Here is a 26,237-nt window from a genome sequence, read left to right on the forward strand (position 1 = left end):
TAAACTCGAAAACCTGAATTCAATGGTCGGTTTTCTCATAGGATAAGATGGTCCATTACACACTTGCAAACGGTATATTAGACATCAAAATCAGGTTATTACATTTATTTTTACAAAAAAAGTAGCTGTATGTTTTATTTTTTTAACTGCCTGTCATCATCTAATGTTGCGTTTCCAAACGTAATATCGTTAATGAATTTCCAGGAAAAGAACGTGTAAGAGTGGTTCCTGAAAATTTCACATTTTCTGTTTTTGGAGAAACTTTAGTAGGTTGTTCCATTGTATTTTCATCCAACGGAGTGGCCGATGTAAGCACAATAGCTTTTCCTTTTCCGGTCAGCTTTTCGGCTCCTGACAAATTAATTTCTGTTTTTAGATTGCCGGGTGCTGCATTAACAACTTTTAGGATAATATCTCCCGAAAGTTCATCATTAGCCGCACTTACACAAATGCTGTTGGTTTTTAGATTTGGAGTTGATATTTCTTGTATAAGTTTACCATCAAGGTACGCTTTAATTGTGCCTCCTTTAACTTCCACTTTAATATCATACCATCGGTCTGTTTCTATACTTCCGGGAATGATTTGCTTGCTGAATCCATTGTCCAACGTAAAGCCAGTATTTTTATTACAGCCGATTTCCCATCTCATCTGATCTTCTTTATTCTGATTTCTGAAATAAATCTGGATACCATTCTCTCCGGAAATTTTACGCCCTTTGAAGGTAACTGTATAATCGGTCCATGATTTGTCACCGAAAAAAACTGAAGCATTAACAGTTGTTGCTGACTGACGAAGTACGCCGTCTTTTACCTCCCACTCTCCTGCTGTTTTTTGCCAGTCATCAATGTTTTTTGTAAAATCCGATTGAAACAAAACACGTCCATCCGATGCAAGTACTTTTAAGTCTTTAAACTCTGCCGAATTGTTTGAAGTACCAAATCCAAGCCCTCCTTTTTCATAAAATGCCAGGAGTGGTGCACCTGCTACTTTTACAGGGAGAGAGACGGTACCTTGGTTTTGGGCGAACAACTGTTGAGCATAATAGCCTGGTAGACCATACCAGTGTTGACTATCAAAATTAATCAGGTTAATAGGCCATGCTCTATGGTTCACATTACAAAACAGAGGCGCATAAGCACTCATGTTAACCACGTCTGAGTTTCGTTCCAGACCCGTCATCCAGGCAGCCTCACCAATAGCACCACGCAGATTGCCCTTACCTGTTTTACTCGTTACAGCATATTCACCAACGAATATTTTCGGGCTTTTTCTGTCGTAATTGTCATACTTGTCAGCATTCAGAATAAACCACTCAGGATTATCATAATAATGCTCATCAATCAAATCTGGCATGGGGTCTTTGGGATATGCTCCCCAACTGTTGGCAATAAGTGTAATATCAGGATATTTTGTGCGGATGGCATTAGCAATAAGCTTCCATCTCTCTGCATACTGGTCGCCTCCATTTTCGTTTCCTATCTCAATATATTTCATATTGAACGGTTTAGGATGACCATTTTTAGCACGAATGCTCCCCCACACCGAATTCTCTGCCCCATTTGCATATTCTATTGCATCAAGCGCATCCTGCACCCATTGTCCCATTTGATCCATGGGTACAAAATCTCTATGCGACATTCCGACATTGATACAAAACAAAGGCTCAGCACCAAGATCTTCTGCCAGCTGCAGATATTCGTGATAACCTAAACCCTGAGTAGCATTGTAGCCCCAGAAATTCCATGACGAGGTACGTGTATCGATGTTCCCAATTGTTTTTTTCCAATTGTGCATTTGCTTGAAACTATCTCCTTCTACCCAACAGCCGCCTGGAAACCTGAAAACCTTAGTCTGCATAGCATTAAAGGCTTCCGCCAGATCTGTCCGGAGTCCATGGTTTTTCCACGTTTGATCGGGCATGAGCGAAATCATATCCATATGTAAGCGGCCATTACCTTTCGCGCTTATCTCAATATGGGCTTTAGGGTCGCTGCCTGTCGCCGTTAAACTAACGGTATAGTATTTCCATCCCTCATCAAAGCCTTTCACTTCAGCATTAGCCAGCTCAATACCGGCAGCACTTACAATACTAACCTTGAGCGGCGTATTGAAACCTTCAACACGACGTGTTGCTAATTTGAAGGTATATGAATTCCCTTTAACAATATTCATTCCCCAGAAACCATAATTTTCAAGCTTAAATTCTCCTTTGGCCTCAATTGAAAGATATTTTCGATTGAATACGTTTAACCCTCCAACTTGTGGATACAAAGTATCTACATTAATAACTGAAGCCTTGCTGGCATCATTCTGATTTATAAATTTCCAGTTTTCAAGCGTATCAGAATCCTCAAACGAACGATTCCTTATAAGCTCGGGATAAAGACGGCCATCGGTGGAATGGTTAATATCTTCGAAAAAGCTTCCGAATAATGTTGATGGAATACGATGTCCAGGTGTGTTGACTTCAACCGTAATTTTAGCTTTACCCGCTTTGGTAGTCTGCGCATTCAGAACGGTACTCAATCCGCAAAGCAATAAGCTCGTAACAAGATGTTTATTTATGTCTTTTTTCATTAGTTTTTTATTTTTTTCATTTACAGCTAACTGTAACAAAGGCAGCAGTTATTAACGCTTCCCTATTATCGGCAGTTAATGCCTTATGTTCGTTTAGCTTTATCTGGGCTTTTTATAGCTGATCCATTTTATAAATTCGATCCATCAATTGCCATTTTTGGTCGGCGGTTGCCTCAACGGAGCTGTCCTGAAATTGCGACATATGTGCTTCCCATTCGCTTTGACGTGGTTTTAGTGCTAATTCGATCATCGCCTTATCGTGATCAAAATCAGCTACTGTATCCATAATCATGAAAAGCTTTGTTCCAAGAAGATAAATTTCCATATCAACAATCCCTACCTCTTTCATTCCTTGTGTTATCTCAGGCCAGGCAGCTTTTAGCATGCGCTTTTTTATAGGCTTCAATTAATGTAGATTTGTTAAGCAACTCCATGGTTTTGCAGTAACGTTTAAATGAATTTTGCATTTTTACAATTGTTATTCTATTGATTAGCGAATAGTATTTTTTTTGTTGTTTTCAGATTCTTGTTATTACATAGAAGCTTTAATATCCATTATAAAACATGTAATTCTTTAAAATTCTTTCCTCATTAAAACCGATTAAAACTAAGAAGTCCACATATATTCTTTATTTATTTTATCTTAAGCACTATTGCTATATCGTTCGGGATAATCTTCGGTTTTATAATTACCAATGAGTCCGCATATTGCTTCCATGAAAGTTTCTCTTTACTTCCAAGTATCTTAATACTTTTAATTTTATCCTTATTTTTATTCTTGCCAAGCGATTTTAAGCAGATATTCTTGGAAGGTACTCCTAAAAGAGTGGCGTAAAGAATTTTCCCATTTTGATTATAACGAATGTCATTGGCAGAAAACTTTACTTTTCCTTCATTAAAACTTTTGTATTCACCAGGTTTTACAGCATCTGAAACTGGTCCTTCACCATAGTATTTACAAGGACGTGTATCAAAAATGCTTTCTTTGTTCACATCCATCCAGGTCGCTATTTTTTCAAGAATTGCAACTTCCTTATCATCGATCGTGCCGTCTCCCTTAACAGGAATATTAAGCAGCAGGTTTCCATTTTTACTGACAATATCAACCAACATGTGGATTACTGTAGCCGCAGACTTGTATCCGTTATTTTCATAAATTGACTTACTGTAATGCCAGTCTCCGATACAGGTACAGGTTTGCCATGGCAAATCTTCGATTTTATCCGGCGCACCTCTTTCTACATCCCATACCATACATTTTTTTTGTTCAGCGTTCAGCATTTTTCCGAACAGGACAGCCTCCAGCTTTCCATTGTGGGTTGCCATATTATGATTATAGTAATCAGCCGCAATTTTTAATCCTGCATCGCTTACCGGATAAAGAGGCAGTACACTATCATCAAAATAAATCAAATCGGGATTGTACTTATTGATAAGGTCTATGGTACGATTATAGAATTTTTCACAGTAAGCCTGCGAAGGTATTGATGCACCATTGCCCCAATCCCACTGATTCCAAAGAGCAAATATATCTTTGTCACTTTTTTCACTCAAAGGATGATTTTGGGCATAAAGCTCCTTCGGATCGAGTCCTTCCCACCATGTTCCTTTACCATCGGCTTTAGTAAATTTTCCGTCGTACGGAACACCTGCCAGCGCTCCATTTTTATCTGATCGTTGAGATGTCTCAAACCACGTCCATGTATGTGAAGCGTGTACACTAAGTCCGAATGGAAGATTATATTTTTTGGCTGCTTTTGACCAACCACTGATAATATCTTTCTTAGGTCCCACACGTACTGAGTTCCATTCCTGGTATTTGCTGTCCCATAAATCCAGATTGTCATGATGATTTGCCATGGCAAAGAAATATTGGGCTCCAGCACGTTTGTACAGCGCTACAAGTTTTTCAGGATCCCAATTTTGGGCTTTCCAATCCTTAATGACTTCTTTAAACCCAACTTTGGATGGATGTCCGTAATGTTCAACAAACCATTTGTATTGGTCACTGCCTTCGTTATACATAAATCTCCCAAACCAGTCTCCTTGTTCCGGCTGGCATTGAGGTCCCCAATGTGCCCATATTCCAAACTTGGCATTTTGGAACCAGTCAGGAGTTTTATATTGCTGCAGTGATTGCCAGGTTGGCGCAAACTTTCCGGCAGCAACAGGTTCATTACCCTCCCTGATTGGGGATACATAATTTTTCTGAGCTGCCAAAAAATTTGAAAACAGGATTAAAACCATTATAAACCGGTTCATTTTCATATGTCTTTTATACTTTTATATTAATAATTTTTTCAAATCTCAACAAACAGAACTATTTTTTAAGAATCTTAAATGATTTTGAGAAATTTGAACTTACTCCTTCAACTTTCACCATGTATAATCCTGGTTGCAATGAAGCCCCCATTAACAATTGCGCAGATTCAGGAGAGGATTCTGCTGCTTCTACTTTTTTTCCCATCATATCAAAAATTCTAACACGAATTGGTTCATTCAATTTTTTAGCTTCAATCTTAAAACCATTAACAAATGGATTTGGATAAAAATCTATCGAAAAGTTTGACTCCCCTGAAATATCATCTATAGACAAGGTAGTATTATCCCAATAAATTAAACCTCTTCCTCCGCTAGCACTCATGTATACTCTTCCATCAACATTCATATCTCCGATCAGCATTGGCGTTCCTCCAAACTCATGGGCATCATCATTCATTCTGAGCCATGTAGCGCCCCGGTCAGTTGATCTGAAAAGACCCGTAACGCCTGACACGGTTCCCCAGATAAAAATGGTAGGATAGCTGGCTCCGGTTATTGCTTTTCCTATCCCAACCGTTGTACAGTAAGGTACATTGGAAAGAGTAGTATAAGTCGCTCCATGATCGGTAGAATATTTTAAACCATTGCCGCCAAGAGGCACCCAAATATGTCCTTCCAAGCCGGGTACTGATCGGATCAGGGTTGTTGCTACCCAGGGCTCAAATGTATTGGTACCAGGAGTACCTGCTACTGAAAAGCTGACCCCCTTATTGGAACTTGCAAGCATCTGCCCGTTCGTTGGATTATAGATATAGAAGTAATTTGAGTTTACCTGGTCGGCCACCGGAACGGCGTCTGGAGACGACACACCCGAACAACCGGACCAGCTTCCTCCATTGTTGGTCGTGTAGTAGGTAGTTGTGGAACCTCCGGGGCGGTGCAGAATCGTACCTCCATCAGCGCTGATGGCAACCCTGCCGTTTGCCCCCATATTAGTAGCGGAAGCTGTCCATGTAGCCCCCTTGTTGGTAGAATAGTACATAACGCTTCCCCCATTAGAAGCTCTTACTACTTTGTTTGTGTTGCCGGCAGCATAAGCAATGCTCTGGTTGTTCCCATCTGTAGGAGAAAGTTTTGCTGATGGAAAAGAAGTCAAAGGATCATGTACAAAGCCACATACGTCTCCGAAAGAGGAAATAAATGGCCCTCCGGGTATACTTATCCCATCGAGGAATGCGGTCTCTTCAATTCCGATCACATCACACTTCCATGAAGGGTTCGTGGCTGTAATATCGGAACAGGTATATACACCACCACCGCCTATTACCCGTACTATTGAAGGATTAGCGGGGTCAAATTCTATACAGTCCATCCAGTTAACTGCACCATCGCCTGTCCATGCCATACCGTTATTGTTATAAGTGGCGTTAGTACCATTCTTAAGAGTCCAGGTCGATCCTCCATCGGTAGAGAGGAAAACAAAGTCTCCCCAGCCACCGCCGTACTGGTTGTTAGTATAACTACCACAGGAAGAAACTATTACCCGGTTTACATTAGTTGGATCTATACTTACTCCGCCGTATGAATGGTCCTTCCAACTAACAGGGGTAACGTTTGTCCACACACCGGTAGCCGTGTTGAGCTTATATAACTTCCCATCGCCATTGGTGGCCGGACCTGCACCATCCGCATAGGTAGCATACATGGTAGTTCCCTGCAAAGCAACCCGATGCGGCATAAAACTGGTTGTTGGTGAAATGTCTGTAAAGGTAGCGCCTCCGTTGCTACTTTTATAAATGTTAGCACTGCCCGTGCGGGAAACTCCAATGTAAATTGTTTGAGTCGCCCCGCTTACTACGCTGCCTGAAGGATCAAATTGAACAAAACATATCCCGTTTCCATTCGAAGTATTCGTAACGCCGTTCCATGCCTGGTTCCAGGTAACGCCGCCATCTGTACTCTTCCATAATCCATTGGCTCTGGTTCCGCAGAATAAAATGTTACTGTTTTTGGGATCTACTGCAAGACGTTCTCCGTTCCCACGTCCGTTCCCATTTCCATGTGTCTTGAATTTAGCCGTAACATCCGTATAGGTGAAAGTATTTCCTTTGTCGGTGGATTTCAATATAGCTGTTCTTCCATTTTTCATATACTCGGTGCCACAGAGCATATACACATTATTGGCATTCTGCGGATCAATGGCCAAAGCGTCCACGCCAATAAATCCACTTTCCGACTCGTTGAGCCAGTCCAGTAATTGAATCCATTTACTGTTGGCTGCATCCCAGCGGTAGGCTCCGCCTACATCAGTTCGGCAATACTTATCGCCGGATATTTGGTGGCTAATAATTCCTGTCACAAATCCGCCTCCACCAATGGGTGCGTTCTTCCATGTATAAGTCTGGGCGTTTGTTAAAACCGGACTAAATACCAAAACAAGGTATAAAAAGAAAATTTTTAGATTATGTATATAGTTTTTCATATTTAATATTTTGATATTATTACTCTATTTTTTCTGTTTCAAATTCTGAATCATCTGAACTCAAAAAAGTGTTATTACATAAGTGCTGTTAGTTACAAGACCAGCAGCGGAATTAATAAATAAATTTCCACTCATCAAACAAAAAATCCTCTCCACTAAACACAAAATAGATATTCGCTGTTCCTTTATCTATTTTGTGTTCTATTTTCTTTGAGAGCGTAGTCCAATCCTTTCCATCACATACAAGGGAAACAATAGCTCTACCTTTAAGATTATTTACATAAACATCAATTCTGCCTTTTCCCTTCACTCTGGCTTCAAATTTGGCAGGAAGCTGTTTACTGAAATCGGCTCCCCGGACCATCAGACATTGTTTATCTGTTTTTCCTTTGGCAACCATATTGCCCACATTACCAATAGCTTCGAACTTGAGTTGTCCCGAAGTACCTCCGGTAGTTTCTGCCTGTTGAAGAACGAATGGATTTAATGGGTTAATTTGAGACGGACCTTTAAAAGTTGCTTTGCCCATAGAGATATTCACATTCTCTTCATCCACCTGCATTTCTTCGATACCTACATTACGAAAACCACCTTTAGTTCCAAAATAATCCTGTAAATACATAGCATGGTAAGCAATATAATATTTCTCCTTAAACTTGAACAGATGCGTGTGATTGTTTGTCAAAGGCCCCACATTAACATCGCCGGTATTCTTAAAGTAATTATCGCGATATTTCCAACTATCCGGATTTAACGGTGTTTTACTCGTCATATAGGACATACTGCATTGGGTTGGTTTATCAATATTCGTATATGGCCATTCTGTACGCTGTTCCCAACTCGTATTATAGGTATAAGCCCAGGTTCCATTGATAAAGTTAAGGTCGCTGGCCTCAAAAAAATAAGGAGCGGGTATCTTAGCAACATCGCACGCCAAACTGATCATATCTGCTCCTAATTTGACAATTCGGGAATTATCCGGCATATATTTCGTTTTAGGCGTTCCGCCTCCAAAAGTCAGCCAGCCTGTACCCTTGTCGTCAATCACAACTCCCGGATCGAAAGGAGCTTCGCAATCCACTCCCGGAACAGAGCGGTCGACTATATTCTTTCCTAATGGGTCACTCCATGGGCCAACTGGAGAGGTGGATGTAAGAACGGCTGAACCAACACCGCTATTGGAGTAATACAAATAGAAGTGCGTCTTACCATCTGCTTCCAATCTGGATGTAATGGAAGGTGCCCAGGAATTCTGACTCCATGGTGCGAGCTTTGCGGTATCGATTAGACCATGATACGTCCAGTTGACCATATCATCGGTAGACATCATGACCAGTGTATGGATATGCTCGTATGAATTTTTCCCATCCTTTCCTACATGCTCATACTGTTGATGATCATTCGTGCCATACACATAAATTCTTCCATTGTATTCTACAGCGGTCGGATCGGCCGTAAACATAAAATCTAATAATGGATTCGCATTATTGGTGAGAAGTTTCGGCGAAACATTTGCGAATTTTTCTTCCAGGTTTTCTTTAACCTTTTTTGGTTTACCTGCATTAGTCTGAGCTTCTGCGGATTCTCTACCTCCAAGAAAAGCCATAATAACGACTGTACTTAACAATACTTTTTTTCTAAACATGCTTTTTTTATTTTCCCCAAAAAACGGATACTCGTTAAGGGCTAATTTCAATTGATTTATTTTTCTGTAAGCTATTGTAACAAAGAGTTAATCCTTCCCGGGAAATTGGCAAATGCTTAAATTTCAGGGAAGGAAAATAACCTTATGCTATAATTGACACTATGCATGATACTGTCAAAACTGTATTTTTATTTAGTTATAGTGTCTTACTTTTACTTACCTCCTTCAATAATCGCATCTAACATAGCCTGGTCTTTTACCTTATTATTAGCTCTGTCTAACATAAAACCTATCTCCCACCAGAATGGCACAATACCATTCGCTTTAGCCTGTTTTGTCACATAATATGACCAATAATCCACAGACTTGTTGTGCATATCCATATCCTTAGGAACAGGCTTGCCAAGGCCGGGAGTTCTTCTCCAGGTTGCATACTCGCCCAGCATCACAGGGATACCTTTATCAACAAATTTTTGTTTCATCTTTTGGAATTCAGAATTAATCACATCCTCTTCTCCAAAGGTGGCGTTGCGTTCCGGCTCAATAGTAGAATGATTCCCAGCTCCCCAGTAATAAATCATCTTACCCCAACTTACATCTGCATCCGTTACTATTGTAAATAAAGCAGGCGTGTAGTTATGTACCTCAACCATCAATTTGTTAGGGATGTTGTCTGTTGGCATCGTATTCATCAGATCATAAGTTAGAGAAGCATCAGTTCTAGGTCCCTGCACAACCAGCACCCGGTAACTGTTTTTACCTCCGGTAGCACGAACTGCCTTAATGAATGTTTCGTAGTAACCATTAAGTATCGTCATCTTTTCGGCATTATCAGCCGGAGGTTCATTTGCACCGGCAAATATAAGATGCTCATCAAAATCACGCATGGTTGTAGCAATCTGTTCCCAAATCGCCTTTTGCATTGCATTAATTGACTCTTGCTTTGCCTTAGTGATATTATTATCAAGCCAGCCATTATCCGCGTGGGCATTTAGTATCACATACATATCATTATCCACACACAATTTAACAACTTCTCTCACGCGGTGAAGCCACGCAGGGTCAATTTTTGCTTTTGCCGGATCGCTTAAATGTGTCCAGACCCAGCCACATGGAATCCTTACAGAATTGAAACCTAATTCTTTTACAAATTTCACATACGATTCGGTAATTTTACTATTCACCCACTCAGCTTCGGTTGGTGCTTCCATGGTATTGCCAAAATTTATTCCCAAATGCATTTTTGCAGACAATTGCATCGCTGTACTGCTCATTCCTGTTGCATCGGGAGCTTTAGGCGATAAATTATAGGTTGGGTATAAATTGCCTCTTTGTGTAATCGTAATTCTTCTTGCCTGACCATTTTCCGCTTCAATAGTTAGCACAATAGAGCGGGTAAATCCGGTTTCATTACTTAAAGCTGTAAATTTTGTTGTAGTAGCTCCACTACTGCCGCTTGTTGTCGTTAATTGCAGCCAGGATGCTGCCGAATTGCTAACACTCCATGCACTGTTGGCTTCAATGGTGATGTCTTCTGATGTACCACCATCTGGTTCAAAAGAAACCGTTTTTGCTGAAACCGTTAATTGTGGGGCTTCGTCCTCATTTTTTGAACAGGAGACCGAAAATGCTGTAATGATCAGCAGCAGTACAATTTTATAAAAATGTTTAAGTTTCATTTTTTATTTTTTAGAATTAATAAATTTTTATTTAAGACCCGCAGAAAAGTGTAACTTTCATGAAATAGCTACAGGTCTTTATTTTACTATTAATTGTTATTGAATTAAAAGATTTTTGTTATTTGATTTTCACAATCCTGATATTATCAATTCCTGCGCGAAGACCAGTTGTGCTTGATTTGTCAGAGGTATTAACAGCAAGGAAATTTATAGTCTTCTTTTTTGAACCAAATAATTCTGAAAGGCTTGTTGCCGAATTACCCGTACCGTCTATTCCATCCTTTTTTGTACGGAATTCAGTCAATGGGATTGTTACTGTTGCCCATTTTCCTTTTGTAGTGAAATTAGCTGTTTTAGTTCCTGAAAGTTTCCATGGCTCAAAACGTGCTAAAAAATCCCAATTGAAATCTCTAACAATAAACATAGATATGCCATTCCAATCTCCGGGAACATTAAGTTCAAACTTAAGTACAAATTGATCTATATCTAAACCTAAATCAGCTGCCGAAACCCATTCTGATCCATTTTCGATGTTAATACTTCGACCGCCTTCCCACCAGGCTCCGTTACCAGCATTAAGAATACCAGTATCTAAAATAGGATACCATCCATGGTTACCCGGGAAATCGGGATCATTATTGCTAGTCGATGTACCCCATGCCATACTGCCAATAGTATCAAAATTACAAAGCATGCCTGTCGTAAGATCATTTACATTAAATGTTGTTAGAATTTCACCTGATGCTGTAATTATTTTTAAGGGTCCGCTTGTAGTATTAGATACTGGAAAGCTAATTGCCGTTCCATCATCTTTTGTTACATAATCAGTTATTGCCGTGCCTCCAAAACTGAGTTCGCTTATAAGGAATAAATTTGTTCCAAATACAGTAACAATCTCACCTTCAACCGGATTTTCGTTTGAAATACCAGCAAGCGAAGGTGGTCCGGCAACGATATTAATATTGAAAATTGTGGAACCACTTGCAGTGACCACCTCAATAGTATTTAATTGATTTTGAGGAACTGAAGGAAATGGAATTACATAAGGCAACTGTACAACAGCATAAGTATCTGAAAACAACCCCACATCGAATGGAATTGATACGCCATTGAAAGCGATCTTAACTGCATTTTTTAAATTTGATCCCTTTAAAACTATCCACTGACCAGGCACCAATTTATTTACAAGCGTATCATTAGGAGCAGCTGCATAATTCCTTACTTCTGTAACAACAGGCGCACCATTTAAATCATCATCAATATTACAAGAGGTTAACATTATAATAATCAACATCATGCTTAAAAAAAGCAAATGAGTAACACGGTTAATTAATATTTTTTTCATGTTTATATATTTTTTATCACTATTCATAATAAGATACTGCTGGTTCGTTCAATTTAGGATTAGCAATCACCTCTACTGCAGGCACCTGTAAAGTAAAAGTAGCGAAGGTAGCAGGTGAAATGGGTCCAATAGGATCATTAGGGTCAGCTACTTCTGTAGCACTATCATATTCAAAGGTTACTCTTTGTTGATTACTAAGAAGACCAACTGCTTTTTGAGGATTATAATAAGAAAGTCTTACCAGATCAAACCAATACTGTCCTTCACAAGCAAATTCAAGCCTCCTTTCATTCAGAATAACATCTGTATTTAGTACTGTTACCGGATCAACACCTGCTCTTGTTCTTATCTTATTGAAATACAATAAGGCATTGGCATCACTTGTAGATCCATTATTACCAAGGATAGCCTCAGCATATACTAAATAAACATCTGCTAATCTTAATAATGAATTATGCTCTATAGAACCTAAAAATGTCATTGCAGGAGCATTGTTATCTGCCTCATTACCAATAATATGTTTCTTCATACCTGATCCCGTGGCAGTGTAACCGCCACCAGCAGCATTTAATTCGGCATAATAGTCTCCGGGCAGCATAAAAGTCGCTTTACGTCTTATAGAATCCTGCGTATGATAAGCCAAATACAGATCGTAACTAGGGGACGGAGCTCCCCATGCTCCATCTTTTTGAGGATTAATATCTTTACTCGGCGAGTATGTTAATAATTGATTCCCTTCCATCCAGCCACTGGAAACAGACCATTGTAGTGCAAATAATGATTCCGGATTGTCATTGAATTGTGTTTTAAAAAGATCCGGATAACTTGGAAGCAAAGTTAAACCACTGTTTTCGATTACATCCTGTGCATACAGTTTTGCCTTGTTTAAATATTCCTGATTACGATTACCTCCGAGCTCTCCTAATCCGGACATAGTTAAATATACTTTACTTAACATTCCCTTTGCTGACCAGCTGGTAACCCTGCCTTTACTATCAGTTGCAGGAAGATTCTCGACAGCAAAAAGTAAATCTTCTGTAATAAATCGGTATACATCTGCTGTTTTGTTTTTATTTATCAAAGGTGATTTTATCAACTTCGTATTATCTTCAATAATAGGCACTTCTCCCCACAGCATTACAAGATGATAGTATGCCATGGCACGTATAAATCTTGCTTCAGCCAGTCCGGCATTTTTATCTGCGGCAGAAACTGTTGCCGGCGTATTTTCATTAATACCCTTAATGGTGCCATTACAGTGTGCCACTATAGTATATAGTCCTGTCCATCCGTCTGTTAAACGTTGGTTAGATCCTGAAAGGGTAAAAGTATTAAGCTGTACCAGATCTGCACCTTGCCATGGTATAACAAGGTTTCCGCTTAATATATCTCCTAATGGAATGTATGCGATATTATTCCATTGTGCCCATACTCTGCTATAAAGTGCAGCCGTACCTAACCTGATCTCTTGTTTTGTCTGATAAAAATTTTCAGTGCTTATCTCCGACTGAGCAGGGCGATCCAGAAAATCCTCCTGACAACCGGTCAAAACCATTATTCCCAAAAGGGTTGAAACCGTTATTTTATATATTGACTTCATATCTCTCTATTCTGTTAAGTTTATTTTTATTTAGTTAATCCAACATTAACTCCCAAAGTAAATGTTCGGGCCTGTGGATAGAAGCCATAATCAATTCCTGCTTCTAACGGGTTCCATGAACCTATTTCCGGATCCATTCCTTTGTAATTTGTAATAACAAAAGGATTACTGACATTAACATACACACGTAAAGAACTTATGTGTATTTTTTGTATCCAGTCGTTTGGCATCGTGTATCCCATAGTCATGTTTTTACATCTAAGAAAAGATCCGTTCTCTACGTACTTGTCAGAAAAACGATGATTTCTGTTACTATCGTTATTTTTAAGTCCTACAATCGTAGTGTTTGGATTGGTAACATATACGTTATTGACATCTGAAGATGAACCATTTGGATCAATTAAAGCCAGATTGGCATGATCATTTAATGATTTTAGGAAGCCAAATTGTGTCGAAGGATTTTCTCCGTTAATCCTCAATCCATTTATTACTTTATTACCCATATTGGCACTAAAGAAAATATTCAGGTCAAAACCTTTATAGGTAAAAGTATTACCAAGTCCTAATTGAACAACAGGAATAGGAGAGCCTAAATAGGTCCTGTCCTTTTCTGTAATTACACCATCACCATTTAAGTCTTTAAATTTCATGTCTCCATACCATACGCCTCCCGGGTTTGGTGTAATTGGCAAAACTGCACCATTTGTATCTGTAGGCAAAGCATGCGTTTCAAAATCCTTCGCAGTTGCAAATATCCCATCTACTTTATAGCCATAAAAGTCACCAATAGACCCACCTACCCGGGTTTCAGAAACTACTTCGTTACCACCATATTTTCCAAGCAATGAAGCCCCGTCTGTATTTAATTTTAATACCTTGTTTTTGTTATGTGATAAAGTAAAATCGGTAGTCCAGGTAAATTCATCTCCGTTTCCGATTATATTTCTTGAACTCAAATGAAGGTCTATTCCTCTGTTTCTAACCACCCCGACATTTACAAATGGAGGATTAATCACTCCTGACCCACCAATTGTTCCGGAATATAATGGTAAAGGAAGTTGCAGCAACAGTCCATCTGTCAGACGATTATAAACATCAACGGAAAGATTAAGTCTCCAACCGAAAAATGCTCCGTCGATTCCGGCATTACCATATTCTGTTTTTTCCCATGAAACTTCACGGTTTCCTAAATTATTAATAATTTGTGCATTACCAGCCAAAGCGGTTGAAGTAGTCCTTAATGTAGTTATATAAGCATTGTCCCTAACATTTTGATTATTAGTCGAACCATAACTTACCCTAAGCTTTAATTCATTGACAGTTTTTGAGTCTTTTAAAAATTTTTCATTATTTAATTTCCAGGCAAATGCTCCTGAATAAGTGGTTACCCAACGATTTTCTGGCGCAAATTTTGAAGAACCATCTGCACGCGCATTTACGTACAACAAATATTTATCATCATAAATAAAATTAACACGACCAAAAAAAGATTCCTGTGCATTGTCTCCTCTGGTTCCACCATTGGTTGCTGTTGCCGGATCACCACTGCCTATATTAGTAACACTGTTTGAAATGAAATTTTTTCGTGCTGCAGAAACATTTTCAAATTGGAACAACTGTGCCTCATGTCCTGCCAGTATATTAACATTATATTTGCTTTTAAACACTTTAGCATACGTTAAGAGACTTCTAAAAGTGGTAAAATACTCCTGACTATAAGAATAATAGGCATCATTTACTAATCTCTCCGCTAATCCAAACTTGTAAGTAGGGCTAAATCGATCTTCTGTTCTAAATGAAAAATTCCCTGATACTTCATTTCTAAAGGATAAATCCTTTGTAAATGCTATATCTGCATAAAAATTAGCAAAGAGCTGATTTCTTTTGGGAGTATTTACATTGGTAAGTGCAAGAGCATACGGATTTACACGTTTATTAATCCATCCTTCACTGCTTTCTTCTCCTGCAAAACTACCATCAGGATTTTTTACAGGAATATCCGGTGTCTGACTTAATGCCTCTGCAATAACATTTGAACCTGTTGAATTTACATTCTCTTCAATATGGGTTAACTGTAAACTAGTTCCTATTTTTAACCAGTCAGTAGTTTTGTTGTCTAAATTTAATCGTACCGAAGCTCTTCTAAACTCAGATCCCAATGCTATACCTTCCTGATCAAATAAAGATCCCGATAATAAATACTGCGTTTTATCATTACCGCCGCTTAAAGTTAGCATATGACTCACTACAGGGGCCTTTCTGAATAATTCTTCTTGCCAGTTTGTACCCTCTCCTAAATAATTTGGATTAACAAATTCCGGCCTTTTATCAAACCCCCAAACAGCAGCCCTGTCGTTAATAAACTTAGCATATTCTCTTAAATTCATAGTGGGATATTGCTTAATCAGCTCCTGATATCCGGTCGAAAATTCATAAGTAATTTTTGGAGCTCCTTCACTTCCTCTTTTAGTGGTAATGACAATTACCCCATTAGTTGCCTGTGAACCATAAATTGCTGTTGCTGATGCATCTTTTAATACATCTATAGATTGAATATCCGAAGGGTTAATTGTGGATAAGGGGTTTGTTCCATTAGCTCCGCCATAACTTTGACCAATTATAACGCCATCAATTACATATAAGGGAGAGCTGCCACCAAAAGAGGATAAACCTCGTATCTGTATATTAACTCCTCCTCCCGGCTGACCGGAAGTTTGCTGCACTACTACCCCGGCTACTTTACCTTGCAAAGCCTGGTCGATTGTTGTGGGACGCGTTTTCATAAGGTCTTGTCCCGATATCGAAGATATCGCCCCGGCTAGATCTTTTCTTTTTGACTTACCATAGCCAATTACGACCACCTCATCAAGTGCTTTTTGGTCTTCTTTAATACTTACCTTTAATTGGCTGCCCGTAATTTTTACTTCCTGTCTTACATAACCAAGATAACTTACAACAAGTGTTTCTCCAATTTTAGCATCAATAGAAAATGAACCGTCCAAATTGGTAGATACACCAGTTTTAGCTCCTTTGAGATTAATATTGACACCAAAAAGTGGTTTACCTTCTGTCTCCTCTATTACAGTACCCGTAATTTTTACATTAGAATTTTGAGCTGATGCCAGACTAAAAGAAAAAAACAGAACCAGTAAGGCATATTTTTTAAAGAGTTTTTTTGCTTTTACAAAGCGTTGAATTACATGCTTTTCATTCATAATTAATTGGTTTTGGTTAGTTAGTCAAGTGGTTATTTTCTAAATAAAAAATATAGTAGTCTGAAATAATCTTATCCCCTATTCATTCATAAGTTTTCGATCTATTGGGAACAAATTAACAATAATGGAACACTAAACGATGGTTCATTTTGTATCTAAAAACGGTATCAATTGTTTCATTCTTTGTATTTGTAATAAAAAAACACATTTATTTATTATATTTTAATATTTTATATCATAATAAATTATCATTTCAACAAGAAGATATTTTCTACTAGAGTACAGAGAAGACTTGTTTTTAACATTAAGTTCACACTTGATGGTTCTTTGCCGTGAACACAACTTTATCCGATTTTTGAAGAGAGAACAAATTAAAAGAACTGGAGATTTTTACAAACAGGGGATACTTTTATTTGCTACCAGATTAGTTGTAGTAGTAGAAATAATTAACGCTGTTTTCCATTCCTCAAACCAACAATGTGAAGGATGGAATTTGTTGACAATACAATTCCTGAAGGTTTTTTTTAATTTTTTTAAAAACGGAATTGATTTATGGGAAGATAGTAATACACAAAGTGCAAATGAAGCTGAAAAATCTTCGATACTTCTAAAATAGAAAAGAGAAATTTAAATTAGTAAAGCATTGAAATTTTTCTTGGACTAAAGTCTAAAACTGGTAGAATCAATTCCGGAAACCAATATCAAATACCGAATTCTATTTGACTATTTTTATGATCATGATAGGTTAATCTTTGTTTGTACAAATTATTTTAAGAATTTCCAATAGTCAAAATGCAGTATGTCGGTATTGGCTTTTCCTTTAAAAACAAAATATAAATCGTGAATTCCTGACACTTTTTTAACATCAATTGTTTGTAATGTCCATTTGCCATTGCCTCCCGTCATTGGTACATTTATGGTTCCAAGTAACGCTCCGTCTTTAGTGTTCAATCGTATTTCTATTGAAACATTTTCGTTTTGCGTTGTGCCAATTCTTGCGGTGAATTTAGAAGCGCCTTTTTTACCAAAATCCACTTCTCTTACTTTGGTAAAAGCGTCATTGTGTTTTGCTGTAATAAAATTGCCAACCCCATTATCATTCATTGACTTCACCCCTTCAGACCAGGCAATGGTTTCTGCTTCAGTTTTGACATAAGGATTTAATGGATTTAAACTCTTTTTAATTCCTTCTGTCATATTCATTTGCACGATCGAACCATCTTTATTAAACATGGCTTCTTCTACACAAACTGAACGGGTAAAACCACCACCTCCTGGCAATACACTATTGTGATATAAAAAATAACTCTTTCCCTTAAAATCAATTACACCAGGATGATTGGTAAAAGAACCTCCCTGTGTAGGCATAACAACACCCTGATATTTCCAGGGTCCTGTTATACTTTTACTGGTTGAATAGCCAATATGTTCTGGTATTGGCCCTGCGGCAAAAAACAAATAATACAGACTATTGCGTTTATACAACCATGACCCTTCCTCATAAGTAGTAGGTCTTAGGTCATTTTTTTCTCCTTCGCGTTTACCAAAAGATGCTATAGTATTGGGTATTTGTTTAATTTCATCCGAATAGGATATCATGTCCTTATTCAGTTTTACGTAATACAAGCCGGGATTTCCCCAATACAAATATGCCTGGCCATCTGCATCCATAAATAGAGTTGGGTCGATATCGTTCCAGACATGATCAGAATTGATAAGTCTCTTGCCAATAGGGTCTTTAAATGGTCCATAAGGACTATCTGAAACCAAAACTCCTATGCCTCCGCCATGCATGGGACAATATAAATAAAATTTACCATTTCGTTCAATACACTGCACTGCCCATGCACCATTATCCTGCTTTGCCCAGTTAAAATCTTTTAGAGAAGCAACTATTCCATGGTCTGTCCAATTGACCATGTCGGTTGAGGTATAAAGTGACCAATTGAGCATTTTAAAACCCTTGCCATCGGCATTGGCATCGTCTTCATCATGGCTTGTAAACAAATACACTGTGCCGTTATGCACCATTGGTGCCGAATCTGCCGTATAGTTGGTCTGCACAATAGGATTTTGTGCTTCGCCAATGGAACAATTTAATAGCGCTATTAGTGTTGCTATAAGTGTATAGGTATGTTTCATTTTATTTATTTAGTTACTACAAATAGTAAGTTCGGTTGCATAATTATTTATAATTCATTTTAGTTTTTAATTCTAAACCAGTCAAAATCAGCATAACCGCCAATTGCTTTTGTTGCATAATTAAACAAGCTAAAACGATACCCCATAAAATGCGGAATGCTATATTTCATCTTCAAAGGTCGACCTATCGGTTTCCAGACTTTTCCATCAAGACTGTAAAAGAAACTCGCTTCATCTTTCCCATTAAGAGCGTAAAGGTTATTAGCTTCATCGTTCATACCAGTAAAATCACAATCGATTCTGAAGAAAATTTGGTCTTGATCCAATAGAATTCGCTGTACTTCGACAGGCTTATCATTATCAGTAGTAATCATTACTATCGACTTTTGACCCGCGTCAATTTTAACCCCCACTGCTCCATACTCTTTTTGGAGAGCCGATAATCCGGCAAAATCGCCATCTTTCATTTTGGAAACATCCAGGGCAACAGAAGCTGAGCTGGCTGGACCAATAGTGCGCTGTGTAAGAGTGTTTCTGGCCTGAAGAAAATCAGTGTCGATTCTTCCTGTTTTGAGGCGCAGAAATCCTTTTCTTTCAGTTACAGACCACAGCGCATTATCCGGATTATGATTCCATTGCCATACTAAAGGCAGTGCCGCTTGTCCTTTTTTTCGGTTGAATTCATCAGAAGCAACCAAACCCGGAATCAAACCTTTACTGGCTGGCAAGTCTAATGTTTCCGGGACTTTTCCGTTTTCTCCTAATACAGGCCAACCGTCTTCCCACTTAACAGGAACAAGATAAGGAACGCGGCCAACAGCAGCAAAATCCCGGAAAAGATAAGAGAACCAACGTCCATCTGGAGTGTCTATCAATCCTCCCTGAGCAATTCCTCTATCCTGTAAGCCAACTTTTCCTTCCCAGGGACCGTTGATATTATCTGCCCTATGTATAATTACAGTTCGCATTTCACCGCGTGGTGCGCAAATATTAAATAGATAATATTTGCCTTTTACTTTAAATAATTGAGATCCTTCAGCTGCAAGACCTACTTCTTTTCCTGTTGGTGCGCTCGCGTTCTCAATTAGAACACGCTCGGGAACGCCTTGTTTAACTCCTGTCAGATCCTCATTTAATTCAACAATTTTAAGTTTGTCTGCGCCATGAATTAAATATACCTTGCCATCATCATCAAAAAACAAGGAATTGTCATGATACGCTGGCTTAAAAGAAATTCGTTCCCAATTTCCTTTTTCTATATCTTTTGTTTTAAAAATATAAGTTTCATCTGTGGTGTATGCAAAAGTGGTTAGATAATATATCTCCTTGTGGTAGCGCAAACTACTTGCCCAGGAACCCTTGCTGTATGCGTTTTGACCGTCTGTCAAATTTAGCGCCGGCAGATCTGCCAAAGTATCATAGGCATAGTTGATTATTTTCCAATTGACAAGATCAGTCGATTTCATAATGGGCACACCCGGGTTCATATGCATCGTGGTACTGCTCATATAATAATTTTTACCAACCCTGATCATAGACATATCAGGCACATCAGCAAAAATTAATGGATTTTGGGCTTGCGCCAAAGCAGCGGCCTGAACAAACACAATAAGAAAGGCAAAAATAGGCCTGATTTTTTTTTTCATAATTTAAAAATTGGTCAATAGTGATAAATGGTTTCTCCTAAACAAAATAACAAGAAAACAATGCCATACTACGTTTCCTTTTGTATCGAGAAAGTGTGCTAATTGTATTAAATAAGGACTTATACTATCAAATACATTTATAAATTAATCTGAAATTATGGCAATAAGATTTGGAAATAGTATAATTCACTGACCAGGTTAAAAAAAGTAGTATCAAAAAAAAAAAGTAGAAAACCTAAGCTTACTACTCTTTAAAATTGTTGTTGTATTTGTTATTTAATCCTGCATAACATTTTTAGGATTAGGTATTCACTAATCTCAGCATATATTATTGCTGTTTATATATGCGTAAATACTCAGAAGGTAAGGAACCAAACTCTTCTCTAAAATACTTGGTAAATCTTTTTGGGGAATTAAACCCTACTCCATATGCTATTTCGGCAATTTGCATTTGGCTTTTTTCTAGAAGCTGGCGTCCACGTTTTAATCGTATGGTTCGAATAAATTCGATTGGTCCTTTACCAGTAATGGCAATTAACTTTTTGTATAAATGACCGCGGCTCAGGCCTAAAGCCATGCTAAGGGCCTCAACAGAAAACTCAATGTCGCTTATATGTTCCTCTACCACCTTGATGGCTTTGGCTATCAGGGCTTCATCCAAAGAGGTTATAGTAATTTCTGCGGGAGAAACATCTAATTTCTGGCTAAACGAAACATGACTTTTCTCTGTCCATTCTACAAATTTTTGAATGCGCAGTTTTAGCAAAATAAAATTAAAAGGTTTGGTTATATAATCATCAGCGCCTAGTTCTAAACCTTCCATTACATGTTCTTCGGCGGTACGTGCCGTCAATAGGATGACCGGAATATGAGACCAGTAAATATTAGTTTTTATCTGCTTGCAAAGTTCTATTCCGTTCATAACAGGCATCATTACATCACTTACAATAATGGTTACGTTAAACTTATGCAGCAATTGCAGCGCCTCTTCTCCATTATTGGCAGTTATTACAGTATATACACCTTCAAGATTATCTTTAATAAACTCACAAAAATCATTATTGTCATCAACAAATAATAATATTTTTTTACTTGCAATCCTATTAGCTTTTTCCTCATCCTCAGCAGCAAATTCATCTAAAAGATTTTCTTCTAAATATTCTTCTTCTAAATCAGTTATTTTGATTGGAATCTGAAAGGTAAAAATACTGCCTTGTGGAACATTGTCTGTAACATTTATTGTTCCTCCGTGAAGATTAATATACTCACTTACAATATGTAAACCGATTCCTCCGCCTGTTTTTTCCTGTTCTTGCTGAGCTTGATAAAACCGTTCAAAAATATGTTTTTTATCTTTTTTACTAATCCCGGGTCCTGTGTCAGAAACACTAACACAAACGTAATCATTTGCTTGTCTTATATGAATACGGATTGTACCTCCATCTAAAGTATACTTGAATGCATTTGAAAGTATATTTGAAAGTATTTTTTGAACTTTATCCCGATCAAATGACATTGGCAAACTTTCCATATCACTGAACAACAATAAATTAATATTTCGTTCTTCTGCATAAACACAAAATGTAGTGTAAATTTCATCAATAAAAATGACAAAATCACCAGACTTTAAATTCAGTCTTTCTACTCCAACATCCAGTTTATGAAAATCAAGCAGTGAGTTTATTAATGCCATTAGCTGTTGTGCATTTTTATACATAACACTCAGCTTTTTTCTCATACTTTCATTCGTCGCATCTTTCAATAAAATTTGCAAAGGGGTAATAATGAGCGTGAGAGGTGTACGCAAATCGTGGCTAATATTGGTAAAAAATCTTAGCTTAATCTCGTTAATGTGTATTTCCTTCTCATGATCCATTTGCAGACGATGCTGTTCCAGTTTGATTTGATGTTTTTCTTTTGTCTTACGAACAAAAAATATTAGGGCGCCAATAATCAAAATGGCATATATGATAAAAGCCCAAATTGAAAAATAGAAAGGAGGCATTACATTAATAGATAATTGTGTAGGAATATTGTTCCAGACACCATCACCATTACGTGCTTTTATTAAAAGTTTGTAATTACCTGTTGGAAGTGAAGATATTAATATCTTATTTTTTTGAGTTGGCAGCCATTGTGTATTAAAACCTTCTATTTTATAAACATATTTTACCTTATCGGCATTTAATAAATTTCCTGTTGTAAACTGTAAGGAAATAAGTCTATCATCATGCCTGAAGTTTAATTCTGAAGTTAATTGCATTGAATGGTCGAGCAGCTTGCGACCATCGTAATAAGAGTCGGCCTGAATAGTGTTGTTGCCAACTGTCAATTCAGTAAATATAACTTTGGATGTAGAGGGGTCTTTTTCATACATTTTATTGGGGTTCAAAACTGTATATCCTTCTACATTACCAAGGACAATATCATTATTTTGCAATTTGTAAAAAGCGCGATCATTAAAAAAATTATTCATAAGACCGTCTTTGACCGAGTAATTTTTACTTGAAAAAGTAAATTCTCCATTTGATGCCGGCGTAACAGTAAGTATTGAAAGTCCATTACTTGTTGTTACCCAAATATTATTGAAATTATCTTCTGTTATCCCTTTAATTGAATTATCGCATAATCCGTTTTCTTTATTAAAATAATAAATAGTGTCCTTTTTTTGATTCCAGATAATCAGCCCTTCATTATTACCTAACCATATAATGCCACGTTTGTCTTTATAGACATTTGAAATCTGAGGTTGGGAAAAAGTTTGATTTCGTTTTTTATTGCCAAGATATAAAGTCTTTTTGTAATTCGTAATATCAATTACCAAAAGGCCGAATACAGTACCAACATACATTTTATCACCACCATCATAAAACATATCCAACGCATAAACAGTATCGTCAAATGGGGTAATCACAGCATTAAAATTATCCGAGTCTGATTGTAATACCTGAATTTTTCCACCTAATGATCCTATCCATACATTTCCATACCTGTCTTGCTTTAAATTCCAAATACTATTACTGGTCAGTTTACTGTTTTTTGTCGTATAATGGATCATTTTGCCATTTTCATAACAAAAAAGGCCTTTTTGATAGGTTCCAATCCAAATGCGATTTTTCCTGTCTTCCAGTATAGATATTATCGCAATGTTTGGAATTGCGAGTTTTCTGATGGTCTCTGACTTTTTTTCTTTTATATATAATCCGTTACCATCTGTTCCCAACCAAATATTTCCATGATGATCTTCCATTATAGACATAATATCGGAACATTCAGGGTGTCGGAAATTGATAAAATTCCGGAAACTTTCATGATAAAACGAAAGTCCCTTTTTATTGTATCCAATCCAGACAGTCTCCTTGTTGTCTTTGTACAGACACTTTACACTATTCGACATTGGACCTGTCTCAACCCATGGATCAGATGCTACATTTTTAAACAAATCTTTTCCCTTGTCATAGATAAACAATCCTTTGTGGTCTGTTCCTATCCAGATTTGTCCTGGTTGATTTTCGATAATACTTGTTATATGATTGGCTTCAGTTTTTAATTTTGAAAGCAATTCTAATCTTTTCCACTCTTCAATTGAACTCTTTTTGTAAAAAACCTGTTCACTTTTGTCCGAACAAAGCCAAAGCCCATTATTACTGTCTATATAAATTATATTAATGGCATTAATAGTATTCTGTACTATAAAATCAGGTAATTCTATGGAGGTTAAAACCCCGGAATTTTTATTCAGTTTCCAAAAAAGTCCTGAATCGTATTGAATTGCGTACAGAAATTCACCATTATCAGCAACAGAAATTTCCTCTGTTAAAGGAGTCTTTAATTGGAATACAGAAGTTTTCTTTTTCCTGAAATCATAAAAAAAAATTTTCTTTTTGTTTAGCACCCAGAGATTACGATTTTTATCGATAAAAACCTTAGCATTAAAATCCGGCTTTATGCCCAGATTAAGCAACAACAATTTTGGGTCTGAAAAAGAATCTTTATCTCTCTTATAAACCATATAAGAGTATCCTAAATCTATCCAGATATTACCTAAGCCATCTTCCTGCAATTCAAATATATCATTTGAAGACAGCGTATTAGGTACACCTGAATGCGTTTTATAAACCTTAAATCCGTATCCGTCATATCTATTTAGACCAGACTCTGTACCTATCCAAAGAAATCCATAACTATCTCTTAGAAAAGCTTTTACATTATTATTTGAAAGACCTTGAGTAGTTTCTAAATGATGAAAAATATAGGACGACTGCCCTATAATATTTTGAAAAGAAACAATCCAAAATATTACGAGTATGTGTATGCAGATTTGTCTTGTATTTTTTTTCATACTAGAATGGTCAATAGAAAATTAAAGTAGATTGGTAAATATGTAAGCTGAATTTTTTCTGTATTTATTTAAAAAGATTTTATTTTTCTAAATTAAATCATGATAAAAATTTTATTTGTCTTATCAGGAATGCTTTTATATCCTGCTTTATTTCAACAAACTAAGATTCATTAAGGAGCGATTATAAAACTGTCTTCATAATTTTTATCAAAAAGGCATTTTGGATTTTCCTTTCATTTTTATCTTTGACCCGCCGACAACATTCAAATATAACAAATGTTTTTTAGCTATCTGCCATGCCATTACTTTCAAAAAGTACATCATACCCTTTTTGTATTCCTATTACAATCGAATTAACTCCGGCCGCTGTCTATTAAAAGCCAAAAATAACAACAAAAAACTAGGGAGACTATAAAAACTCCCTAGTTTAAAAAGTAAACTAACTTAAATTTAACCATTCAACTTAAAAATTGCTATGCTTAATGCGTATTGGAGGAGGCTCAATTCAGCTCCTTTTTACATTAATTCTACAGCAAAGAAGTGGATGTTTCTATAATTTCAAAATCCTTACTCATTCTCTGGCGGAGAGTGAAGAACTTATTAATCCAAATAAAACTTCAATTAAAATGATAATGAATACGCTTCTTAACGAATTCAGTTAAAGTCAATATTTAAAAACACCATTCCTGTTCAGCCGGGCATGCAATAAAAAAGTTGTATCTGCAAACCTCATTAAAAATTCGTTATTGTATGGTACTGTTTTGTATCAGAAAGCTACCTCATTTGTTGCAATTAGGAAGTGAAAACAGAAAATAAGTCCCATTAAAAAATTTCCAATATCAAATAGACTTTGGAAGCTTTTTTATAACTGATAATAGATTCAAACCCAAATAATGGCTAAATATTTGTTTGTTTTATTTGCAATATTTTGTTCACCTATGTACCTTAAAATCTGTAAACTCTTTATAAAACAAAGCTTCAGAGAAATCTGGAACTTTGTTATTATAATAATTTCTTCTTTTGCCATCCTTAAAAAGTCGAAAGACTTTTATTAGATTTACCCTTCACAAAACAAAAAAATTACGCAAAGTCTATTCTCGATAGTTTTTATATGAAAAAACCGCCTCAAATTTTAGGTTGAGACGGCTTTTAAAAATAGTAGGTACCCCTACCCAGAATTGGGATTGTTTGATCTCGCGTTTACGGGACAAATAATGGTATAACGCGGATCGTTTTATATCAGATCATAATTTTCTTCATCAGGAATGTGACCGATTTTGTTTTGGAAGTTCTTGTCCAAT

General features: G+C 37.0%; 12 protein-coding genes. All 12 read right to left on the reverse strand.

From position 1 onward, the window contains the following. Positions 1 to 160: 160 nt before the first annotated feature. Positions 161 to 2,578, reverse strand: coding sequence for an alpha-L-arabinofuranosidase C-terminal domain-containing protein (locus HAV12_RS18345; RefSeq protein WP_171570927.1), 2,418 nt, complete (start codon positions 2,576 to 2,578; stop codon positions 161 to 163). A 112-nt stretch (positions 2,579 to 2,690) separates the two neighbouring features. Continuing rightward, entirely contained in the window at positions 2,691 to 2,984 is a 294-nt protein-coding gene (locus HAV12_RS18350; protein WP_197984815.1) for an L-rhamnose mutarotase, read from the reverse strand. Between the two features lie 227 nt (positions 2,985 to 3,211). Continuing rightward, positions 3,212 to 4,840, reverse strand: a complete 1,629-nt coding sequence (locus tag HAV12_RS18355) for an alpha-L-fucosidase (RefSeq protein WP_197984832.1) — start codon at positions 4,838 to 4,840, stop codon at positions 3,212 to 3,214. Between the two features lie 58 nt (positions 4,841 to 4,898). After that, positions 4,899 to 7,322, reverse strand: coding sequence for a T9SS type A sorting domain-containing protein (locus HAV12_RS18360; protein WP_171570929.1), 2,424 nt, complete (start codon positions 7,320 to 7,322; stop codon positions 4,899 to 4,901). 112 nt (positions 7,323 to 7,434) lie between these two features. After that, a complete protein-coding gene (locus HAV12_RS18365; protein ID WP_240345187.1) occupies positions 7,435 to 9,018 on the reverse strand; it encodes a glycoside hydrolase family 43 protein in 1,584 nt (527 codons plus the stop codon). 161 nt (positions 9,019 to 9,179) lie between these two features. Further along, positions 9,180 to 10,646 (reverse strand): cellulase family glycosylhydrolase, encoded by a 1,467-nt coding sequence (locus HAV12_RS18370; protein ID WP_171570930.1) that lies wholly within the window; start codon positions 10,644 to 10,646, stop codon positions 9,180 to 9,182. A 118-nt stretch (positions 10,647 to 10,764) separates the two neighbouring features. Then, a complete protein-coding gene (locus HAV12_RS18375; RefSeq protein WP_171570931.1) occupies positions 10,765 to 11,991 on the reverse strand; it encodes a glycan-binding surface protein in 1,227 nt (408 codons plus the stop codon). A gap of 19 nt (positions 11,992 to 12,010) precedes the next feature. Then, positions 12,011 to 13,591, reverse strand: coding sequence for a RagB/SusD family nutrient uptake outer membrane protein (locus HAV12_RS18380; protein ID WP_171570932.1), 1,581 nt, complete (start codon positions 13,589 to 13,591; stop codon positions 12,011 to 12,013). Positions 13,592 to 13,617: 26 nt separating this feature from the next. Further along, complete coding sequence (locus HAV12_RS18385; RefSeq protein WP_171570933.1) at positions 13,618 to 16,806, reverse strand: TonB-dependent receptor; 3,189 nt, start codon at positions 16,804 to 16,806, stop codon at positions 13,618 to 13,620. 765 nt (positions 16,807 to 17,571) lie between these two features. Then, on the reverse strand, positions 17,572 to 18,948 hold the full coding sequence (locus HAV12_RS18390; protein ID WP_171570935.1) for a glycoside hydrolase family 43 protein: 1,377 nt from the start codon (positions 18,946 to 18,948) through the stop codon (positions 17,572 to 17,574). Between the two features lie 59 nt (positions 18,949 to 19,007). Continuing rightward, positions 19,008 to 20,594 carry a glycoside hydrolase 43 family protein gene (locus HAV12_RS18395; RefSeq protein WP_171570936.1) on the reverse strand — a complete coding sequence of 529 codons (1,587 nt, stop codon included), beginning with the start codon at positions 20,592 to 20,594 and terminating at the stop codon, positions 19,008 to 19,010. Positions 20,595 to 20,922: 328 nt separating this feature from the next. Beyond that, entirely contained in the window at positions 20,923 to 24,936 is a 4,014-nt protein-coding gene (locus HAV12_RS18400; protein WP_171570937.1) for a two-component regulator propeller domain-containing protein, read from the reverse strand. Positions 24,937 to 26,237: the final 1,301 nt, after the last annotated feature.

Source organism: Flavobacterium sp. CLA17 (assembly GCF_013112255.2).
GTDB classification, from domain to species: domain Bacteria; phylum Bacteroidota; class Bacteroidia; order Flavobacteriales; family Flavobacteriaceae; genus Flavobacterium; species Flavobacterium circumlabens.

What these genes read in the sequence shown, in the direction of transcription:
- HAV12_RS18370 (WP_171570930.1), bottom strand. Translation starts at nt 10,646, where the DNA reads ATGAAACTTAAACATTTTTATAAAATTGTACTGCTGCTGATCATTACA.
- HAV12_RS18345 (WP_171570927.1), bottom strand. Translation starts at nt 2,578, where the DNA reads ATGAAAAAAGACATAAATAAACATCTTGTTACGAGCTTATTGCTTTGC.
- HAV12_RS18385 (WP_171570933.1), bottom strand. Translation starts at nt 16,806, where the DNA reads ATGAATGAAAAGCATGTAATTCAACGCTTTGTAAAAGCAAAAAAACTC.
- HAV12_RS18390 (WP_171570935.1), bottom strand. Translation starts at nt 18,948, where the DNA reads ATGAAACATACCTATACACTTATAGCAACACTAATAGCGCTATTAAAT.
- HAV12_RS18400 (WP_171570937.1), bottom strand. Translation starts at nt 24,936, where the DNA reads ATGAAAAAAAATACAAGACAAATCTGCATACACATACTCGTAATATTT.
- HAV12_RS18360 (WP_171570929.1), bottom strand. Translation starts at nt 7,322, where the DNA reads ATGAAAAACTATATACATAATCTAAAAATTTTCTTTTTATACCTTGTT.
- HAV12_RS18395 (WP_171570936.1), bottom strand. Translation starts at nt 20,594, where the DNA reads ATGAAAAAAAAAATCAGGCCTATTTTTGCCTTTCTTATTGTGTTTGTT.
- HAV12_RS18375 (WP_171570931.1), bottom strand. Translation starts at nt 11,991, where the DNA reads ATGAAAAAAATATTAATTAACCGTGTTACTCATTTGCTTTTTTTAAGC.
- HAV12_RS18355 (WP_197984832.1), bottom strand. Translation starts at nt 4,840, where the DNA reads ATGAACCGGTTTATAATGGTTTTAATCCTGTTTTCAAATTTTTTGGCA.
- HAV12_RS18380 (WP_171570932.1), bottom strand. Translation starts at nt 13,591, where the DNA reads ATGAAGTCAATATATAAAATAACGGTTTCAACCCTTTTGGGAATAATG.